A 17774-nucleotide genomic window follows, 5' to 3' on the forward strand; every position below is an offset into this window, starting at 1 on the left:
TGTTCTTAACAGATCAATTTATAACAGCACTGATGATTTCATCAGTGCTGTTTTTTTTTGCCTTGTGGCGATGTAATTTACGATCTCAGATAAACTGCTATCTTTGCGAACAGGAAAAAATGTCCGGTACCTTTTTCCTGCTATAAAAACGTAATTCAAAAATGAAGTATCTAATTGTTGGTCTCGGAAATATCGGACCTGAATATGCACATACGCGACACAATATAGGTTTTGATATTGCTGATCAACTCGTTAAAGAGCTCGGTGGTTCGTTTACAAATATGCGGCTGGCTTATTATGCAGAAGTATCCTGGAAAGGCCGTAAACTGCATGTCATTAAGCCGACTACTTTTATGAACCTGAGTGGTAAAGCTGTAAATTACTGGATGCAGGAATTACACATCCCTATAGAAAATGTATTGGTGCTGGTAGATGACCTGGCGATTCCATTGGGAAAGTTGAGACTTAAACTGCAGGGCAGTAGTGCGGGGCATAATGGATTGAAAAGTATTGAGGCCAGTTGTGGTGGTCAGGGTTACCCGCGACTCAGATTTGGCGTGAGTGACAACTTCCCGAAAGGCAGGCAGGTTGACTACGTGCTTGCACGTTTTGACAAGGATGAACAGCTGGAATTACCTGCGCTGATCGATAAAAGTGTTGCGCTGATCCAGAGTTTTGTAACTATCGGACCAGCGCAGACTATGACTGCCTTTAATAAATAAGCTCCTAATCGGCTTTGTGACTCAGTTCTGGGCTAGTGAAAGCAACGATTTTTTTGTAAAGCAGGCCCAACTCGTAGGGCTTGCCTAAAACATCATTAGCACCTGCATCAAGTGCAGCCTTTTTATCGTTCTCCATTACAGCAGCAGAGAAAGTAATGATGGGAATATCTTTTTTACCTGGTACATAGTTCTCCCTGATCAGCTTTGTGGCTTCAAGGCCGTTCATAACAGGCATATAGGTATCCATCAGTATGATATCGTAATCATTACTCTTCAACTTGTCCAGCGCCTCCCTGCCATTTTCTACCACATCGGCATTGATGTTCCAGTCCTTAAGGATCTTTACAATCAGAAATTTATTGATAGGATTGTCTTCCGCAACTAAAATACTTACATTCTCGAATGGCAGCAGTTTGTGGTTATTCTTTTCCGGGCTTTCCTGTTTATCTTCCATCACCTGATACCAGTTGCTGAAACAGAAAGTACTGCCCTTATTTTCTTCGCTGGTTACTGTTAGCTCTCCTCCTTTTAGATAGGCCAGATTTTTCACAATAGAGAGTCCCAGTCCCGTACCGCCGAAATTCAGTGTAGTACTATCATCGGCTTGTTCAAAGGTTTCAAAAATCTTATCGATTTTATCAGCCGCAATACCAATCCCCGTATCTGTGACAGAAAATTTGAGGCGCGCATTGTTTCCTTTTCTGTCCAAAACTTCCACCTTCAGTGTTATAGTGCCTTCATTTGTAAATTTAATGGCATTGCCGATGAGGTTCATCAGGATCTGATTGAGCCTTAAAGAATCAGCAAATATATATGGAGGCAGGTGCGGATCGAAATCTGTAATGAGTTCCAGATTTTTCTCTTTAGCACGTATTTTAAGTAAATTAATTACGGCATAACAAATTTGTATCAGATCTGTTGAAGCACGGTTGATTTTAAATTTGCCTGCATCAATTTTTGACAAATCAAGAATATCGTTAATCACCCCCAGCAGGGAATTGGAAGAGATTTCCAGAAGACTGATCATTTCCCGCTGCTCTTCGGACAATTCGGTTTTTTCGAGCAGATTGGCCAGACCAATAATGCCATTGATGGGGGTCCGGATTTCGTGACTCATGTTGGCCAGGAAATTCTCTTTTATTTTTTTACCCTGTTCAGCCAGCTCTTTTGCTTTGATCAGTTCTTTCTGATAAGCTTCCAGTTCACTGTTTTTCCTGATAATATCTCTTTGTGTTTTTACAAACTGTATAAAGGAATCTACTTTTGCTGAGGTAACGTAGGGGTTCAGAGGTTTATATAAATAGTCTACAGCTCCGGCATTTAATCCCTTCACTGCATATTTTGTTTCTGTGGAAATGGCCGTCACAAAAATAACCAGGATATCTTTAGTTCTGGGATTGCTTTTTAATATCTCTACCAGCTCAAACCCATCCATCTCAGGCATCTGAACATCTACAAGCGCGATTGCGATATCTACTTCCCAGGCAAGTCTGAGTGCTTCGTTGGGCAGGGTGGTAGATATTAAATTTACGTCATCTCTTTGCAACAGTGCTTCCAGCGCCACGATGTTCTCGGGTCTGTCATCAACAATGAGGATGTTAATCTTTTCCATATAATTGTGAGTATAAGATTTGCTTCTTATGCTGTCTTTTGATATATATTGTTCTTTGAATCTATGATTTTAAAGCGGCCTAATTCTGAGCTGCGCAGTGTTTCTTTGGAACCCAAGCAGAGAAATCCGAAATTAGCGAGACTGTTGTAAAACAGGTCGATCACTTTTTTCTGCAGATCTGTGTTAAAATAAATCAGCACGTTACGGCAGGAGATGAGCTGAAACTCATTGAAAACTCCATCTGATGCCAGGTTATGTGCAGAAAATAATACGTTTTTCTTTAATGAATGATTAATTGATGCAGCACCATAGTTTGCATAATAATAGTCAGCAAGTGTATGCATTGCGCCCGATTTCTGATAATTTTCTGAATACTGTTTCATCTTCTGTAAATCGTATATCCCGTTTTTTGCAAATTCCAATACATTTGCATTGATATCTGTACCATAAAAAAAACTCCTGTCATACAGGTTAGCCTCTGCAAACAAGATGGTATAGGAATATAACTCTTCTCCTGTTGAGCAGCCTGCATTCCATACTTTTATGCGCTGATATGATCTCAAATAGGGAATTACATGTGTTGAAACTGCCTTGTAAAATAAAGGGTCACGGAACATTTCCGTAACATTTACCGTTATCTCCATCAGAAAGTACTCAAAATAATCATGATCATTTGTAAGCAACGTACGTAAATCGAAAAGATTTAGTTTTTGTAATTGCATAATTCTGGTCACTCTTCTTTTAAGGGAGGCTGCCGAATAATCACCGAAATCAAATCCGTGAATATTTTTAATGAAGACAACCAGCTCTGATAACTGCTGAAAAGTGATAACTTCTTCCGGATTTTCCTTCATCATTAACTTAACCAAACTCTCAGCATGGACAATAACTGATCGATATCTACAGGCTTCGCGATGTAGTCGTTAGCACCTGCTTCAATACATTTCTCCCTGTCGCTTTTCATAGCCTTGGCTGTTAATGCGATAATGGGTAGTTTTTTATATTGTTTCATTTGTCTGATGGCATCCATAGCTTCGTAACCGTTCATTTCAGGCATCATAATGTCCATCAGTACCAGATCAATCTGGTTTGGCTCCTCTAACTTTACAAGTGCTTCTTTACCATTGGTAGCAATGACAATATTGATATCGTAAACCTGCAGGGCACTTGAGAGGGCGAAAATATTTCTCATATCATCATCTGTAACTAAGATAGTTTTACCTTTAAGTGCCTTTTCTATGGTAGAGATTGTTTTGCCTTTGGCTGTTGTACTGGCGATGGACTGAAAATCATCTTCTTTTTTCAGCTTATTCATAAATAAACTCACCTCATCAATCAGCCTGTCATTCGACTTGTTGGATTTCAATACCATGGCCTCAGAATATTTCATGATATGGGCAATCTTATCCTGGTCGAGTTCCATTGCTGTGTTGATGATTACTGGCACATGGGTAAACTTATCCTGTATTTTGATTTGATCCAGCAGGTCAAATCCGGAGATATCGGGTAAGTTCAAATCAAGAATGATACAGTCGAATGTTTGTCCCTCCAGTCTTTCCAGTGCCTCTTTCCCTGTAAAAGCCTGTGCTACTTCAATACCTTTTGCTACTAACTGTTCTTTTACGACTAAACTTTGCAGCTCCTGATCTTCAATGAGCAATACGGTTTTAAAGTTATAAGTGATATGGCCGGAGTTGAGGACGGCGAATGCCTGGTCCAGCTGATCTTTTTCAATGGGCTTTTTCAGGAATCCGATAGCACCTTCCTGTAATGCTCTTTCTCCTTTTACTTCACCGGCCGACATCATGTGTACCGGGATATGTTTGGTTTGCGGATTAGCTTTTAGTTTTTTCAATACTGCCCATCCATCCATTACCGGCAGCATGATATCTAGGATAATCGCATCAGGAAGTTTTTCCGTAGCCATTTCAAGTCCGCTGTCACCGCTATGTGCCAGGATAGGCTCAAATCCCTTTTCAATTGCATAATCCTTTAACACGTCAGCAAATACAAGATCATCTTCCACAATCAGTAAAGTCTGTACCTGGTTTCTGGCAACAGGTACTACAACTGGTTCCGGGATGAGCGGAACAATTAGTGGCTGTGTAGCCGGGCTGGTAGATGCTGCATCACTCACCGTATCGCCTATCGTTACAGGAAGATACAAAGTAAAACAGCTTCCGGTACCGGGTTCACTTTCTACCTGAATTTCCCCGCCTAAAATATTGGCCAGTTCCTTACTGATAGATAAGCCCAAGCCTGTACCTCCATATTTGCGGCTTGTTGTCCCATCAGCCTGTTTGAAAGCCTCGAATATTAACTTTTGCTTATCTGAAGGAATGCCTATTCCGGAATCTTTCACATGGAATGCAACGACGCTCGTAGTGCTTGTCTGCAGCTGCTCTGAATAGAATTTCGTGTTTTTATCGGCAGGAGTTATTTCGAGTTTTATATTTCCCTGTTCAGGAGTAAACTTAAAGGCATTTGATAACAGGTTTTTGATAATCTGCTCTGCCCTCGATAAATCAGTCCGCATTTTTTCGGGAAGCTCTGGTGAGAGTATGGCCTGGAAGCTTATTTTCTTACTTTTTGCAATCTCACTGAACAGCGATTCCATATTCTGTTTGATCTCCTGTGGTCTTACGTTCTCCACATCTAGATCCACCTTGCCGGATTCAATTTTAGAAAGGTCGAGTATATCATTAATGAGTGTCAGCAAATCACTTCCTGCATTATGTATTACACCTGCATATTTAAGCTGCTCTTCATTCAAGTTCTCCGGCCTGTTTTCCTTTAAGATTCTGGCGAGGATCAGGATACTATTCAGCGGAGTGCGCAGTTCATGACTCATGTTGGCCAGGAATTCTGATTTGTATTTGCTTGATATTTCGAGCTCTTCTGCTTTCAGGCTCATTGCCTCTTTTGCCTCATTGATCGAGATATTGCGCTCTTCCAGCTGACTGGCCTTTTCTTCCAGTTCTGCATTGGTTTGACGCAGTTCTTCCTGTTGTACACGTAACTCTTCTTCTGAAGCCTGCAGCTCTTCGGATTTGTGTAACAGCTCCTCATTAGTGGTACGCAATTCTTCCTGCTGACTTTCCAGCTCTTCGGCCTGCTGCTGCGTTTGCATAAAGAGATCATGCAGCTGAGCCCTCGTGATCGCACTGTTCAGTGCAATACCAATCATTTCATTGATGGCATTTAAGAATACGTTTCCAATTTCGTCTGGTGCAGCATAAAGCCCCATTTCTATTACTGCGATAGTTTCATTTTTAAACAGTATCGGCAATATAGATAGTGTATTTGGTTTGGTAGAACCTAGTCCTGAACTGATAGTGATGTAATCTGCCGGCAGATCGGTAAGATGTTTAATCGTTTTCTCTACTGCCGCCTGACCTAAAAGACCTTGTCCCAGCGCAATATCAATAGCGTTACCAGGCTTTTTATCAAAAGCATAAGTACCGGTGAGCTGCAGCTTCTGCTTTTTTGGGTTCATCAGATATAAAGCACCAATCGGGGCATTCAGATAATTACAGAGTTCTTTGATGATGTTTGCTGCCAATTCATCTATGTCCTGCTCACCACGCATCGCTTCACTAACCTGTGAGGCACCTGACAGGAACCAGTTCTTCTGTTCATTTTCCGCAGAAAGTTTTTCCAGTTTATCATTATTCTCGCGGATTTTTTCTTCTGTTAATTTCTGCTCATCGAAAGTCATTTTGATGAAACTGAAAAGATATAAGACCAGTCCGAAAATAATGACGGCGCTGCCGATCACTACAATTGTAGAACGGGTGGCACTTTCTTCCCGTTTTTCTGTTCTTATTTTTAGTAATTTCTGCTCTTCCTGAATCACTTTATTGTTTACCCTCAGCATATTGTCTTTAAACAACTTACCTTTATCAGTCTGTACTTTATGAATGGCAGCCAGCTGACCAGAAGCTGCATTTGTACGCAGTATTTCCGCCATGTCACGTACTTTCTGCAATGCATAAATCTCCAGTGAGTCGAGTCTCGCCTGTTGTGCGGGATTATCAATTGTTAGTTTTTGGAGTTGTTTGACCTTTGGCAGTATTTTGTTGGCATTTGCATTGTAAGGTTCCATGTAATTAGAACGTTGCGTCAGAATGAAACCCCGGAGGCCAGTCTCTGCGTTCAGGAGCACAACCTCCAGTTCCTGTGCAACATCAATAACCTCATAAGTGTGATTTTCCCAGGCAGAATCTTCATTCATTGAATCGACACTCATGTAGGAAGTGATGGCAGATACAAGTACAAATATCAGGGAAATTGTAAATCCTGCGAGAACTTGTTGCTTGAAAGTAAGTTTGAACATATTTTAATACAATTATTTTTATGCTGGTTTTTTCTGAGTAATAATTCAGAGAAGATCCAGGCAATAATACTGATAAATATGCGTTCCTGTGCGACTAGCTAAATATTTGATGAATTATTTATAAATCCTGTATGCATTGCGCATAGGTCGGACCAATTGGAATCAGCTGTGTTCCGATCCAGATTTGTACCCTGTCAAACCTGGTAATACGATTTTTTGCCACGATAAATGCACGATGAGTTCTGATGAATTTTTTTGCAGGAAGAAGATTTAACATTTCCCCGATGGGCATCCTGGTACTCAGTGATGAATTGTCCTGTAAGTTGATTTGGGTATAATTTCCGGCAGCCTCAATATAGGTGATGTGATCGATGGCAACTTTGATCTGTTCATAACCATCTTTGATAAATATGTGCAATGGTTCCGGACTTATTGTACTTTGTTTGCGCAGGCTGTATAACTCTTCAGCTTTGTTACAGGCCTTCAGGAATCTGGATAGAGAGAATGGTTTCAGCAGGTAATCCAATGCATTTAACTCAAAACCCTTTACGGCATGTTCTGCGTAGGCGGTAGTGAAAATCACCAGTGGGGGATGGCGTAAGCTGTTCAGGAAATCAATCCCACTGATGTCAGGCATTTTAATGTCAAGAAAAATGAGATCTACCTGGTTTTGCTGCAAATAGGCGATGGCTTCAAACGCATTGGTAAATACAGCCTGAAGGCTAATAAAAGGAACTTTGGAGGCGAGTGATTTTACCACATCCAAAGCTATCGGTTCATCGTCTATAGCAATTGCAATCATTTGTTCTTTTGAAGATTTAGGGTTAAATGTACAAAAAACTCTTTTGCACTTTCCCGTATAATGAGTTCATGTTTGTTTGGATAGAATAATTTAAGTCGTTGTCTTACATTTTCCAGGCCTATTCCGCTTTTTAATTTCTCCGGGTCATTATCTGCTTTAAGATGTATGCTGTTGTGGACGTCGAAATACAATATATCATTTTTGGTTTGCAGGGTAACTTTGATGTGCGAGGGCGACTGCAAACTAATGCCATGTTTAAACGCATTTTCTACAAATGGAATCAGCAACATAGGAGCAATTTCCAGCTCTGTAAACTGTTCTTCAATTTCCGTATTGATCAGGATATCCACCGTAGTAGAGGTCCTTAATTTCTGTAAGCCGATATAGTTGTTCAGGTAATCTATATCCCTGCTCAGGGATATTTTGTCCTGCATATTTTCCTGCAGCATAAAACGCATCATGTCGCCCAGCTTCTGTATTCCTTCACCGGTACGGTCTGCTTTTTCCTGTAAGGCAGTACCATATAATGTATTTAAGGCATTGAAAAGGAAATGCGGATTAATCTGGGATTTAAGGAAACCGAGGTTGGCATCTGATTTCCCGAGTTCTTTTTTTAATGAAGTAATCTGTTCTTCTGTATGGTGACGTGTTTTATAGACATACATAGCTAGTTGGGTACTGATTAACAACTGCGCAGGGATATGGAATAGATTGACAATGAAGAATAACTCACCTCTTCCACTAGCCAGAGCAGCTATAATTCCTATGGGTACGGCAAGGATCAGAGTGATCATGGTTGCCTTGCCATAATAAGTGCGGAAGTTTTTCTGCTGATTCAATACCGCTGGTATCAGATAATAGACAGAATAAATGGTTAGAAAGATACAGGCCGTGACCACGAGCGACCAGCACAGGAATACATCTAATGGAGCTCCTGTTGCCACAAAAATCAGTACACCTGTAAACCAGAATGCAGCGCCAAATACGATTTCCATTTTCATCTGTTTATTACTGCCTTCTTCTTGATCCTCGGTTAGTGCTAAAGAAAGTTTCTTCAGTCCGAAGTAAATGGCCATCAATAAAATCAGCCAGGCTGAATAGGCGAAACTGTTAAAAAAGATCTGGTTATAGGCCTCCTCAATATTGTCATACTGTACCAGCTGATAAGCCTTGCTGTAGGTCTGTACGATGCTGAGCACCAGTCCGGAGAAAAAGTAGACGACAGCGATAATAAATAAATTCAGTCCCGTATTTCTTTTTTTATATAAGGCAGGCAGACAGCAGAAGTTAAGCAGCAGGAAACTGAAATAGAGCAAGGAGTAACGGAACAGCTCTGGTAAAAAGTAGTTAGACAGGTAACTGAATTCGACATGTTCCTTTTCGAATTCATAGGGAATCTCATGATAGGTTTCCGATCCGTTTGAAATGAGTATAAGGACAGAGAATCCATAAATGATACTAACTACCCAGAATTCAATTTTATTTAAGTATTTAAGGTTCATTTTATCTTGAAGGGAGAACATATTCATCATAGTCTTGTGTTAAATCTCCTGCAATTTACGGCCTGGTTTTGTTTGCGTGTTTAAAATGTGATGAATGTCCAAAAAAATGTGATGAATAAGGAAATATGGCTAGCTTTAGCCTTTTATTTTTACACGATATGATAGTTTACGGGATTCCGAATTGCAACACGGTGAAAAAAGCCAGGACCTGGCTGACAGATAATGGCATCGTTTATGAATTTCATGATTTTAAAAAGCAAGGGATAACTGCGAAAAAATTGCATGAATGGTGTACTGTATTTGGCTGGGAAACTGTTTTAAACAAAAAGGGCACTACCTGGAAGAAGTTATCTCTGGCGCAGCAGCTTGCTGTTCAGGATGAAGACAGTGCTGTTGCAGTGTTATTGGAAAACACGAGTGCGATTAAACGCCCGGTGATAGAGAAAGATGGAAAAGCCATTTTAATCAGTTTTGATGAAACACAATACAGTCAGATCTTAAAATAAATCAATCGTTTTTTGTTAATTTTTGTTAAAAGAATACATCAGTTAACAAACTAAATTATATTTGAATATGCTTAAGAGGTTAATTATAGTATTGCTGTTCGCTATACCACTACATACATTAGCGCAGACCGGAATAAGCGGCGCGGTTTTCGATTATGAGAACAAGAATTTTCCATTACAGAAGGTAACAATAAGAAACCTGAATAATCAAAAGGTGGTACAGACGGGCGCTGCAGGACAATTTACCATTACTGCAAATAAAGGTGATCTGCTGGAGCTTACCTTACCAGGATACCATATTGATACATTATATCTGACAGATCTTCAATCTAAAACGATCTATCTGCCCTCCCAGGAGACCAATCTGAAGGAGGTAAGGATCAGAAGTGCAAGGATTTCGAAAGACTTGAACCTGAATAATCCTACTAATGCGAAGAAATCTACGCGTGTGGGTGGAATCCCGCCTAAACAGAATGTTGGTCGTGCAGGTGGAGTCGGACTCTCTTTTGGTGGTGGTAAGGAAAGACGTGAACGTGCAAAGGTGAAAGCGCTTGAAGAAACGGCCGACTATGAACAGGAGATCAATCAATACTTTAGTGAGGAGCATGTAAGTGCCCTGATTAAATTAAAAGGGCAGGACCTGAAAAACTTTATCGAAATGTACCGCCCAACCGTGGCACGGGTTCGTGGAGATACTACGTTTAATTACGACTTCTATATTGCGCAGGCATACCAGACCTGGTTAAAATTACCTGCAGAACAGCGTAAATTACCTCCTGTGCCCACATTGAAGAAGAACTAGCCTGAAAAAGAGAAACCTAAACAAAATGAACAATAATTTTATTCAGAAAACACTACTTTTTGCAGTGTTTTTTGCTTTTAGCCTCAGCACCAAAGCACAGCAGTCTGCTGCCGAAAGCAAGTATGATCCGCATGTTGCTTTCAGTCCGCTTTTTTACACCCAAAATGGAAGTGAATACCGTTCTGCGAGCGGTTATCCTGGTCCCAAATATTGGCAGAATCGCGCAGATTATGCTATTTCGGCCAACCTGGATGCTGGTAATAACACAATTACGGGTTCGGTAACCATTACCTATAAGAACAATAGCCCTGATAAATTACCCTATTTATGGTTACAATTGGACCAGAATCTATTTGAAAAGGATTCAAGAGGTAACGGACTCATCAAGCTGGGAAGCCGTTATGGTGCAAGGGGAGAAAAGGTAAATGGTGGATATACCATCACTGGTCTTTCTGTTTCTCAGAAAAATCTGCCTGTTAAATTCACTTCTGTTACTGAAGATACGCGGATGCAGATCCGTCTTGACCAGCCAATGGCTGCTAACGGAGATTTGATTATGGTAAAAATGAATTTCTCTTTTGTGGTGCCGATTAATGGCTCTGACAGAATGGGGCACCTGACGACTAAAAACGGGGAGATCTTTACGATTGCCCAGTGGTTTCCAAGAATGAGTGTTTACGATGATGTGATTGGATGGAATACTTTGCCATATTGGGGTGCAGGTGAATTTTACTGTGAATATGGTAATGTAACTTATGCAGTAACTGCACCGGCGAATCATATTGTAATGGGCTCCGGAGAATTACTGAATCCGGAAGAAGTATTTACTGCCGAACAGTTGAAAAGATGGAATGCAGCTAAATTAAGTGACAAGACCGTAAGTATACGTTCTGCTGAAGAAGTTACGGATCCTAAATCACGTCCTGCAAAAGCGCAGCTGACCTGGAAATTCAAAATGACCAACACCCGTGATGTAGCCTGGTCTTCTTCCAAAGCCTTTGTGCTGGATGCGGCAAGGATTAACCTGCCTAGTGGTAAAAAAGCATTAGCGGTATCTGCGCAACCGGTAGAAAGCAATGGCGCTGATGCTTATGCAAGGGGAGTGGAATATGTAAAAGCGAGTATTGAACATTATTCTAATAAATGGTTTGAATATCCTTATCCAATGGCAGTGAATATCGCTTCGAATGTAAGTGGTATGGAGTATCCGGGAATTGTTTTCTGCGGATGGACGGCTAAAAATGCAGAGGTATGGGGAGTGGTAGATCATGAATTTGGTCATACCTGGTTTCCTATGATTGTAGGTAGCAACGAGCGTAAGTTCGGCTGGATGGATGAGGGTTTCAATACTTTTATCAACGGCTTATCTACAGCAGCATTCAATAAAGGAGAATATGCAGGGGAGAAAGATGATCTGCACATGGCAGCAAAATATATGGCACGTCCGGAAACAGAGTTTGTGATGCTTGCACCGGATGCGATGGTGGAACAGAATATAGGAATTAACTTATATAGTAAACCGGGATGGGGATTAAATATCCTGAGAGATCAGGTACTGGGCGCCGACCGTTTTGATTATGCTTTCAGAAACTATATCAAGCAGTGGGCCTTTAAACATCCTACACCGTATGACTTTTTCCGTTCTATGGAAAATGGAGCAGGTGAAGATCTTTCCTGGTTCTGGAAAGGCTGGTTTATCAATAACTGGAAAACGGATCAGGCTGTGACAGCGGTAACGCCACAGTATAAAGGAAAAGAGATAGAGAGTTACCATATCACGGTAGCTAATCTGGAGCAAATGCCAATGCCTGTTATCTTGGAGGTGAAATCCAAAAGTGGTAAAACTGAAACCATAAAAATTCCGGTAGACGTATGGATGAGAAACAAAAAATGGACGATTGTTTATCCTACTACCGAGGAGTTGCTTTCAGTTGAACTTGATCCGCAGAAAGTATTACCGGATGCAGATGTAACTAATAATACCTGGTTTAAGTAAATTATCAGGTTACATATAAAAGGCTCCGTTGCAAATCTCTGCAGCGAAGCCTTTTTTTATTGTGATCGGTTAATGGTCAGCGGATCTGTAAAGCTGAGGGTGGTCATATCGCCGGAGGCTTCACTTTCATAGATCTGAAGATCAAAAAATGGTGCGGCCGCGATCAGGTGATCAAATATATCAGCCATGATATGTTCATAATCTGCCCATTTAGTAGTACTGGTAAATACATACAGTTCGAGCGGTAAGCCATTTGCTGTAGGCGCAAGATGCCTCACCATCATGGTCATCTTTTTATGTGTACCTGAGTGATTGGCGATATAAGTATCTATGTATTTTCTGTACAAACCGGCATTGGTCAGGTTTCTGCCATTGAGTAAAAGTGATTTGTCTATCCCCAGGCGTTCGTTGTTTTTGTCTATATCTTTTTGCCTGTGCTCAATGTAACTGGTGAGCGACTGAATCTTTTTAAATTTCTCTAATTCTGCTGGTGTAATAAACCTGATGGTGGACTGTTTAATGAAGATTGCCCTTTTTATTCTCCTGCCGCCGGCCTGACTCATTCCCCGCCAGTTCTGGAAAGAATCTGAAATCAAAGAATAGGTAGGAATAGTGGTAATCGTTTTATCGAAATTCTGAACTTTTACCGTGGTGAGGTTGATCTCTATAACATCTCCGTCAGCTCCGTATTTGGGCATCGTGATCCAGTCGCCGATTCTTACCGTATCATTTGCGGTTACCTGTATACTCGCTACAAATCCCATAATAGTGTCTTTGAACATAAGCAACAGGACTGCGGAAATGGCACCCATAGCAGTAAAGAAGGCAAGAGGTGATTTCCCTGTGAGATTGGAGAAGATTACTACAGCCCCAATCAGAAAGAGTATCATCCTGATCACCTGCATATAACTATCTATAGGTTTCTCACGGAAGGCAGGTTTAGTCCGCAGGTCATCCCCGCCAGCTCGGATAATGGCCATGACCATCCAGATGATAATCAGCACAAGGTATACATCTGCAATCACATTCATCGGTTTGATCAGATCGGGGAAATCAATGAATATGACCGGGATGGCAGCGTTGATCAGTACCAGTGTTGCAATCAGGGCGAGATAATGCGGAAGCCTGTTATTCAGCAGGTGATGGAAGAACTTGATATCTGTGCGTTTGCTGATCCGTATCAGCACAATGCGCAGCATTCTTCTGACCACATGCTGCGTCAGGTAAACTAGAATAATCAATGCAAAAAGCAATGCAAACAGGTTCACATAGGCAGCAAGGTCCTCATTAAGTCCCCATTTCACCAGTAAATTATAGGTCCATCTGCTGATCGCTGTAATCGAATAGCTGATCTTCATTTCTTTCATTAAGAAAAGCTGGCTTTAAGTTTCTGCAGGTCAATTAATGGTTCAGGTTCATCCAGTCTGATCAGCCAGCCTTTTTGTTTAAGCAAGGCAATTTCTACTTTAGCTACTGATAGATCTTTTCCCTTGATATGTTCACTATAAACCAGGGGCGGGAGCGGAGCTACATTTGCCGAAGTGGAGAACAGCACCTCAATGGTAAATTTTGGCCAGAGCTGTATATCGCCCAGGTTGGCAGAAAATATCTTTTTAGTGCTGCCAGCGGGAACAAGGGCAGCAAACTCCCCTTTATAAGTGCCCGACTTCTCAGTGGTAAGACTGGACAGCAACTGGTAGGAAGTCTCATTGACCAGGTGGAAATGTGCAACCGCTGTACTGTGCTGGTCAGTAATCAGCGCCAGGTATACGCCTTCTTTTTTAAATTCAGTAACAGGTACCGCTGCGGTCTGCCTGTTAGGCACAACTGTATTGTCGTCTGGAATATCGCCATGCACCAGTGTCACTTTAGAGGCCAGCACCGGAATTTCAAAATCATTGGCATCTGTTACCCCAATGGTATCCTTATCAATAATACGTGTAATATAACCTTCTATATTTTCGTCTACAAAACGAACAAAATCACCTAAATTCAAATTCATAATTTATTTTTTTTAGCGCTTCCGCGCTTGTACTATACAAACCTAAGGAATAATATATTAATCAAGTTCTTTATCTTTGCTGTATTACAATCATCTCATGACTGACGGAAAGCAAGCGAATAACCCTTTACACGGAAAAACACTGGAGTTTATTCTTAAACAACTGGTATGGCATTACGGGTGGCCGGAAATGGGTAAGCTGGTAAAGATTGCCTGTTTTAATAATGACCCCAGTCTGAAGTCCAGCCTTACCTTTTTGAGGAAAACAGAATGGGCAAGGAAGAAAGTGGAAAAGCTTTATCTGAATACATTTCATTAGAAAACAAGGGGAACACCGGCGAAAGGTTTCAATTTTCCGAATTAATTTTATGTTAACCCCTTGATTTATAAAATGTATTGTCTTACCTTTGCAGTCCCTTATTGAGGGGTAAAGTTTTTAAATAATAAATAGAAAAACAAAAAAACAATGCCAACCATTCAACAATTAGTTAGAAAAGGTAGAGTAGCACTGGAGTTCAAGAGTAAGTCTCCGGCGTTGGACAGTTGTCCACAGCGAAGAGGTGTATGTACACGTGTATATACCACTACCCCTAAAAAACCAAACTCAGCAATGCGTAAAGTAGCGCGTGTACGTTTGACCAATGGAAAAGAAGTTAACGCTTATATTCCTGGAGAAGGTCACAACTTACAGGAACACTCAATCGTATTGATCCGTGGTGGCCGTGTTAAGGATTTACCAGGTGTACGTTATCACATCATCCGTGGAGCATTAGATACTTCAGGAGTTGCTGGTCGTAACCAACGTCGTTCAAAATATGGTACTAAACGTCCTAAACCAGGACAAGTAGCTGCTGCACCAACAAAAGGTAAAAAGAAATAATTAGGAGGAACAAAAATGAGAAAGTCAAAACCAAAAAAGAGAATTATCCTTCCTGATCCAAAATTTAACGATGTTCAGGTGACCAGATTTGTAAACAATATGATGTATGATGGAAAAAAATCCATCGCTTACTCTATTTTTTATGATGCAGTTGAATTAGCAGAAAAAAAAGCTGGTGAAAATGGTTTAGAAGTATGGAAACGTGCTTTAACAAATGTAATGCCTGCAGTAGAGGTGAAGTCACGCCGTGTTGGTGGTGCTAACTTCCAGGTTCCTACAGAAGTTCGTCCTGACCGTAAAATCGCTTTAGGTATGAAATGGTTAATTTCTTACGCTAGAAGACGTGGTGAAAAAACCATGAAAGAAAAATTAGCGGGAGAAATCGTTTCAGCAGCTAAAGGTGAAGGTGCGGCAGTTAAAAAGAAAGAAGATACGCATAAAATGGCTGAGGCCAACAAAGCATTCTCACATTTCCGTTTTTAATATTGAAACCATAAGATGTCAAGAGATTTAAAATTTACAAGAAACATTGGTATTGCTGCGCACATTGATGCTGGTAAGACCACTACTACAGAGCGTATTCTTTATTATGCTGGTGTTAGTCATAAAATTGGTGAAGTGCACGAAGGTGCAGCAACAATGGACTGGATGGCACAAGAGCAGGAACGTGGTATTACCATTACTTCTGCTGCTACAACTGTTGGTTGGAAATACAGAGGACAGGATTACCATATCAACATCATCGATACACCGGGTCACGTGGATTTTACCGTAGAGGTAAACCGTTCACTGCGTGTATTGGATGGATTGGTTTTCTTATTTTCTGCGGTTGATGGTGTTGAGCCTCAATCTGAAACTAACTGGCGTCTGGCTAACAACTACAACGTTGCCCGTATTGGCTTCGTAAACAAAATGGACCGTTCTGGTGCAGATTTCTTGAAAGTTGTTGGACAGGTTAAAAGCATGTTAGGTAGCAATGCAGTTCCATTGCAGTTACCAATTGGTGCTGAAGATAACTTTACTGGTGTTGTTGATTTAATTAACAACCGTGGTATTGTTTGGAATGAGCATGATAAAGGTATGACCTTTACTGAAGTACCTATTCCTGCAGATATGCTGGATGAAGTTGCTGAATGGAGAGAGAAATTGCTGGAATCTGTGGCTGATTATGATGAGTCTCTGATGGAGAAATTCTTCGAAGATCCAAATTCAATTACAGAGCGTGAAATCTTGGATGCATTACGTGCAGCTGTACTAGATGCTAAAATTGTACCGATGGTTTGTGGTTCATCTTTCAAAAACAAAGGTGTACAGACTATGCTTGACTATGTGATGGAATTATTGCCGTCACCAATGGACTCAGAAGGTGTAATTGGAACTAATCCTGATACAGGTGAAGAGATATTACGTAAACCAAGTGAACAAGAACCTTTTGCAGCTTTAGCATTTAAAATTGCAACAGATCCTTTCGTAGGCCGTCTTTGCTTTATCCGTGTATACTCGGGTAACCTGGAAGCTGGTTCATACATTTACAACGCACGTTCTGAAAATAAAGAACGTATTTCACGTATCTTCCAGATGCATGCAAACAAGCAAAACCCAATTCCGAATGTAGGTGCTGGTGATATTGCTGCGGTTGTAGGTTTTAAGGATATTAAAACAGGTGATACACTGTGTGAAGAGAAAAACCCGATCATTTTAGAATCGATGAATTTCCCTGAGCCGGTTATCGGATTAGCTATTGAGCCAAAAACTCAGGCTGATATTGATAAATTGGGTATGGGATTATCGAAACTGGCTGAAGAGGATCCTACATTCAGAGTTCAAACTGACGAGGAAACTGGTCAGACTGTAATTTCTGGTATGGGTGAACTTCACCTGGATATCCTGATTGACCGCTTAAAACGTGAGTTTAAAGTTGAGGTTAACCAGGGAGCGCCACAAGTGGCTTACAAAGAAGCGATCAACGGAACAATTCAGCACCGTGAGACTTATAAAAAACAATCAGGTGGTCGTGGTAAATTCGCGGACATCCAGGTTGTGATCTCTCCAATTGATGCTGACTTTGAAAAAGGTGGTTTGCAGTTTGTAAACGAAATTACTGGTGGTTCAATTCCACGTGAATTTATTCCTTCGGTAGAAAAAGGATTTGCAGCATCTATGTCAAATGGTGTATTAGCTGGATATCCTCTTCCTGACATGAAAGTTCGCTTAATTGATGGTTCATTCCACGCAGTCGATTCAGATGCTTTGTCATTCGAATTAGCAGCTAAAATGGCTTATCGTGAGGCGTTACCTAAATGTAATCCGGTATTGATGGAGCCAATCATGAAAATCGAAATCCTTACTCCTGAAGAAAATATGGGTGATGTAATCGGTGACATGAACCGTCGTCGTGGTCAGCTTTTAGGTATGGATACACGTAATGGTTCTCAGGTAATTAAAGCAACTGTGCCTCTTTCTGAGATGTTTGGTTATGTAACTCAGTTACGTACCATCACTTCTGGTCGTGCAACTTCTACAATGGAGTTTGATCACTACGAACCAGCACCAAGAAACGTACAGGATGAAGTAATTGCTAAATCAAAAGGCAGAATTAAATCTGCTGAGTAAT

At 40.9% G+C, this 17774-nt stretch carries 15 protein-coding genes; 8 read left to right on the forward strand and 7 right to left on the reverse strand.

Going from position 1 to position 17774, the window contains the following annotated elements; all coding sequences use genetic code 11:
- The first annotated feature begins 161 nt into the window (after positions 1-161).
- The gene (gene pth, locus OQX62_RS02875; RefSeq protein WP_265829904.1) at positions 162-722 is read left to right on the forward strand and encodes an aminoacyl-tRNA hydrolase; all 561 of its coding nucleotides are present in this window, start codon (positions 162-164) and stop codon (positions 720-722) included.
- A gap of 4 nt (positions 723-726) precedes the next feature.
- Here the strand turns inward: pth and OQX62_RS02880 are convergent, their stop codons facing one another.
- The 5 genes from OQX62_RS02880 to OQX62_RS02900 all read right to left on the reverse strand — a co-directional run bounded on the left by OQX62_RS02880 (position 727) and on the right by OQX62_RS02900 (position 9004).
- A complete protein-coding gene (locus OQX62_RS02880) occupies positions 727-2334 on the reverse strand; it encodes a response regulator (RefSeq protein WP_265829905.1) in 1608 nt (535 codons plus the stop codon).
- Positions 2335-2360: 26 nt separating this feature from the next.
- Complete coding sequence (locus OQX62_RS02885) at positions 2361-3191, reverse strand: CheR family methyltransferase (protein WP_265829906.1); 831 nt, start codon at positions 3189-3191, stop codon at positions 2361-2363.
- Positions 3191-6670 (reverse strand): response regulator, encoded by a 3480-nt coding sequence (locus OQX62_RS02890; RefSeq protein ID WP_265829907.1) that lies wholly within the window; start codon positions 6668-6670, stop codon positions 3191-3193. Before OQX62_RS02890 ends, OQX62_RS02885 begins: the two co-directional genes overlap by 1 nt.
- A gap of 118 nt (positions 6671-6788) precedes the next feature.
- Entirely contained in the window at positions 6789-7472 is a 684-nt protein-coding gene (locus OQX62_RS02895) for a LytR/AlgR family response regulator transcription factor (protein ID WP_265829908.1), read from the reverse strand.
- Positions 7469-9004 carry a sensor histidine kinase gene (locus OQX62_RS02900; RefSeq protein ID WP_265829909.1) on the reverse strand — a complete coding sequence of 512 codons (1536 nt, stop codon included), beginning with the start codon at positions 9002-9004 and terminating at the stop codon, positions 7469-7471. Before OQX62_RS02900 ends, OQX62_RS02895 begins: the two co-directional genes overlap by 4 nt.
- 128 nt (positions 9005-9132) lie before the next feature.
- On the opposite strand from OQX62_RS02900, the gene OQX62_RS02905 reads away from it, so the two are divergent.
- From OQX62_RS02905 to OQX62_RS02915, 3 genes are all read left to right on the forward strand, one after another.
- Positions 9133-9480, forward strand: coding sequence for an ArsC family reductase (locus OQX62_RS02905; RefSeq protein ID WP_265829910.1), 348 nt, complete (start codon positions 9133-9135; stop codon positions 9478-9480).
- Positions 9481-9547: 67 nt separating this feature from the next.
- Positions 9548-10282, forward strand: a complete 735-nt coding sequence (locus tag OQX62_RS02910) for a hypothetical protein (RefSeq protein WP_265829911.1) — start codon at positions 9548-9550, stop codon at positions 10280-10282.
- Between the two features lie 25 nt (positions 10283-10307).
- A complete protein-coding gene (locus tag OQX62_RS02915) occupies positions 10308-12278 on the forward strand; it encodes a M1 family metallopeptidase (protein WP_265829912.1) in 1971 nt (656 codons plus the stop codon).
- Positions 12279-12334: 56 nt separating this feature from the next.
- On the opposite strand, the gene OQX62_RS02920 is transcribed toward OQX62_RS02915, so the two are convergent.
- Together OQX62_RS02920 and OQX62_RS02925 are read right to left on the reverse strand one after the other, a co-directional pair.
- On the reverse strand, positions 12335-13645 hold the full coding sequence (locus tag OQX62_RS02920) for a mechanosensitive ion channel family protein (protein WP_265829913.1): 1311 nt from the start codon (positions 13643-13645) through the stop codon (positions 12335-12337).
- Positions 13645-14280: a hypothetical protein gene (locus OQX62_RS02925; RefSeq protein ID WP_265829914.1), complete on the reverse strand. Its 636-nt coding sequence runs from the start codon at positions 14278-14280 to the stop codon at positions 13645-13647. Before OQX62_RS02925 ends, OQX62_RS02920 begins: the two co-directional genes overlap by 1 nt.
- A gap of 97 nt (positions 14281-14377) precedes the next feature.
- Between OQX62_RS02925 and OQX62_RS02930 the strand changes: the two genes are divergently transcribed.
- The 4 genes from OQX62_RS02930 to fusA all read left to right on the forward strand — a co-directional run bounded on the left by OQX62_RS02930 (position 14378) and on the right by fusA (position 17773).
- On the forward strand, positions 14378-14599 hold the full coding sequence (locus tag OQX62_RS02930; protein WP_265829915.1) for a VF530 family protein: 222 nt from the start codon (positions 14378-14380) through the stop codon (positions 14597-14599).
- 147 nt (positions 14600-14746) lie between these two features.
- The gene (gene rpsL / locus OQX62_RS02935; RefSeq protein WP_008244597.1) at positions 14747-15160 is read left to right on the forward strand and encodes a 30S ribosomal protein S12; all 414 of its coding nucleotides are present in this window, start codon (positions 14747-14749) and stop codon (positions 15158-15160) included.
- A 15-nt stretch (positions 15161-15175) separates the two neighbouring features.
- Entirely contained in the window at positions 15176-15643 is a 468-nt protein-coding gene (gene rpsG / locus OQX62_RS02940) for a 30S ribosomal protein S7 (RefSeq protein ID WP_041878496.1), read from the forward strand.
- Between the two features lie 15 nt (positions 15644-15658).
- Positions 15659-17773 (forward strand): elongation factor G, encoded by a 2115-nt coding sequence (gene fusA, locus OQX62_RS02945; RefSeq protein ID WP_265829916.1) that lies wholly within the window; start codon positions 15659-15661, stop codon positions 17771-17773.
- Position 17774: the final 1 nt, after the last annotated feature.

It is taken from the genome of Pedobacter sp. MR2016-24 (assembly GCF_026239655.1).
Lineage (GTDB): Bacteria > Bacteroidota > Bacteroidia > Sphingobacteriales > Sphingobacteriaceae > Pedobacter.

Coding starts and splice junctions, on each gene's coding strand:
- pth (WP_265829904.1), top strand. CDS start 162: ATGAAGTATCTAATTGTTGGTCTCGGAAATATCGGACCTGAATATGCA.
- OQX62_RS02880 (WP_265829905.1), bottom strand. CDS start 2,334: ATGGAAAAGATTAACATCCTCATTGTTGATGACAGACCCGAGAACATC.
- OQX62_RS02885 (WP_265829906.1), bottom strand. CDS start 3,191: ATGATGAAGGAAAATCCGGAAGAAGTTATCACTTTTCAGCAGTTATCA.
- OQX62_RS02890 (WP_265829907.1), bottom strand. CDS start 6,670: ATGTTCAAACTTACTTTCAAGCAACAAGTTCTCGCAGGATTTACAATT.
- OQX62_RS02895 (WP_265829908.1), bottom strand. CDS start 7,472: ATGATTGCAATTGCTATAGACGATGAACCGATAGCTTTGGATGTGGTA.
- OQX62_RS02900 (WP_265829909.1), bottom strand. CDS start 9,004: ATGATGAATATGTTCTCCCTTCAAGATAAAATGAACCTTAAATACTTA.
- OQX62_RS02905 (WP_265829910.1), top strand. CDS start 9,133: ATGATAGTTTACGGGATTCCGAATTGCAACACGGTGAAAAAAGCCAGG.
- OQX62_RS02910 (WP_265829911.1), top strand. CDS start 9,548: ATGCTTAAGAGGTTAATTATAGTATTGCTGTTCGCTATACCACTACAT.
- OQX62_RS02915 (WP_265829912.1), top strand. CDS start 10,308: ATGAACAATAATTTTATTCAGAAAACACTACTTTTTGCAGTGTTTTTT.
- OQX62_RS02920 (WP_265829913.1), bottom strand. CDS start 13,645: ATGAAAGAAATGAAGATCAGCTATTCGATTACAGCGATCAGCAGATGG.
- OQX62_RS02925 (WP_265829914.1), bottom strand. CDS start 14,280: ATGAATTTGAATTTAGGTGATTTTGTTCGTTTTGTAGACGAAAATATA.
- OQX62_RS02930 (WP_265829915.1), top strand. CDS start 14,378: ATGACTGACGGAAAGCAAGCGAATAACCCTTTACACGGAAAAACACTG.
- rpsL (WP_008244597.1), top strand. CDS start 14,747: ATGCCAACCATTCAACAATTAGTTAGAAAAGGTAGAGTAGCACTGGAG.
- rpsG (WP_041878496.1), top strand. CDS start 15,176: ATGAGAAAGTCAAAACCAAAAAAGAGAATTATCCTTCCTGATCCAAAA.
- fusA (WP_265829916.1), top strand. CDS start 15,659: ATGTCAAGAGATTTAAAATTTACAAGAAACATTGGTATTGCTGCGCAC.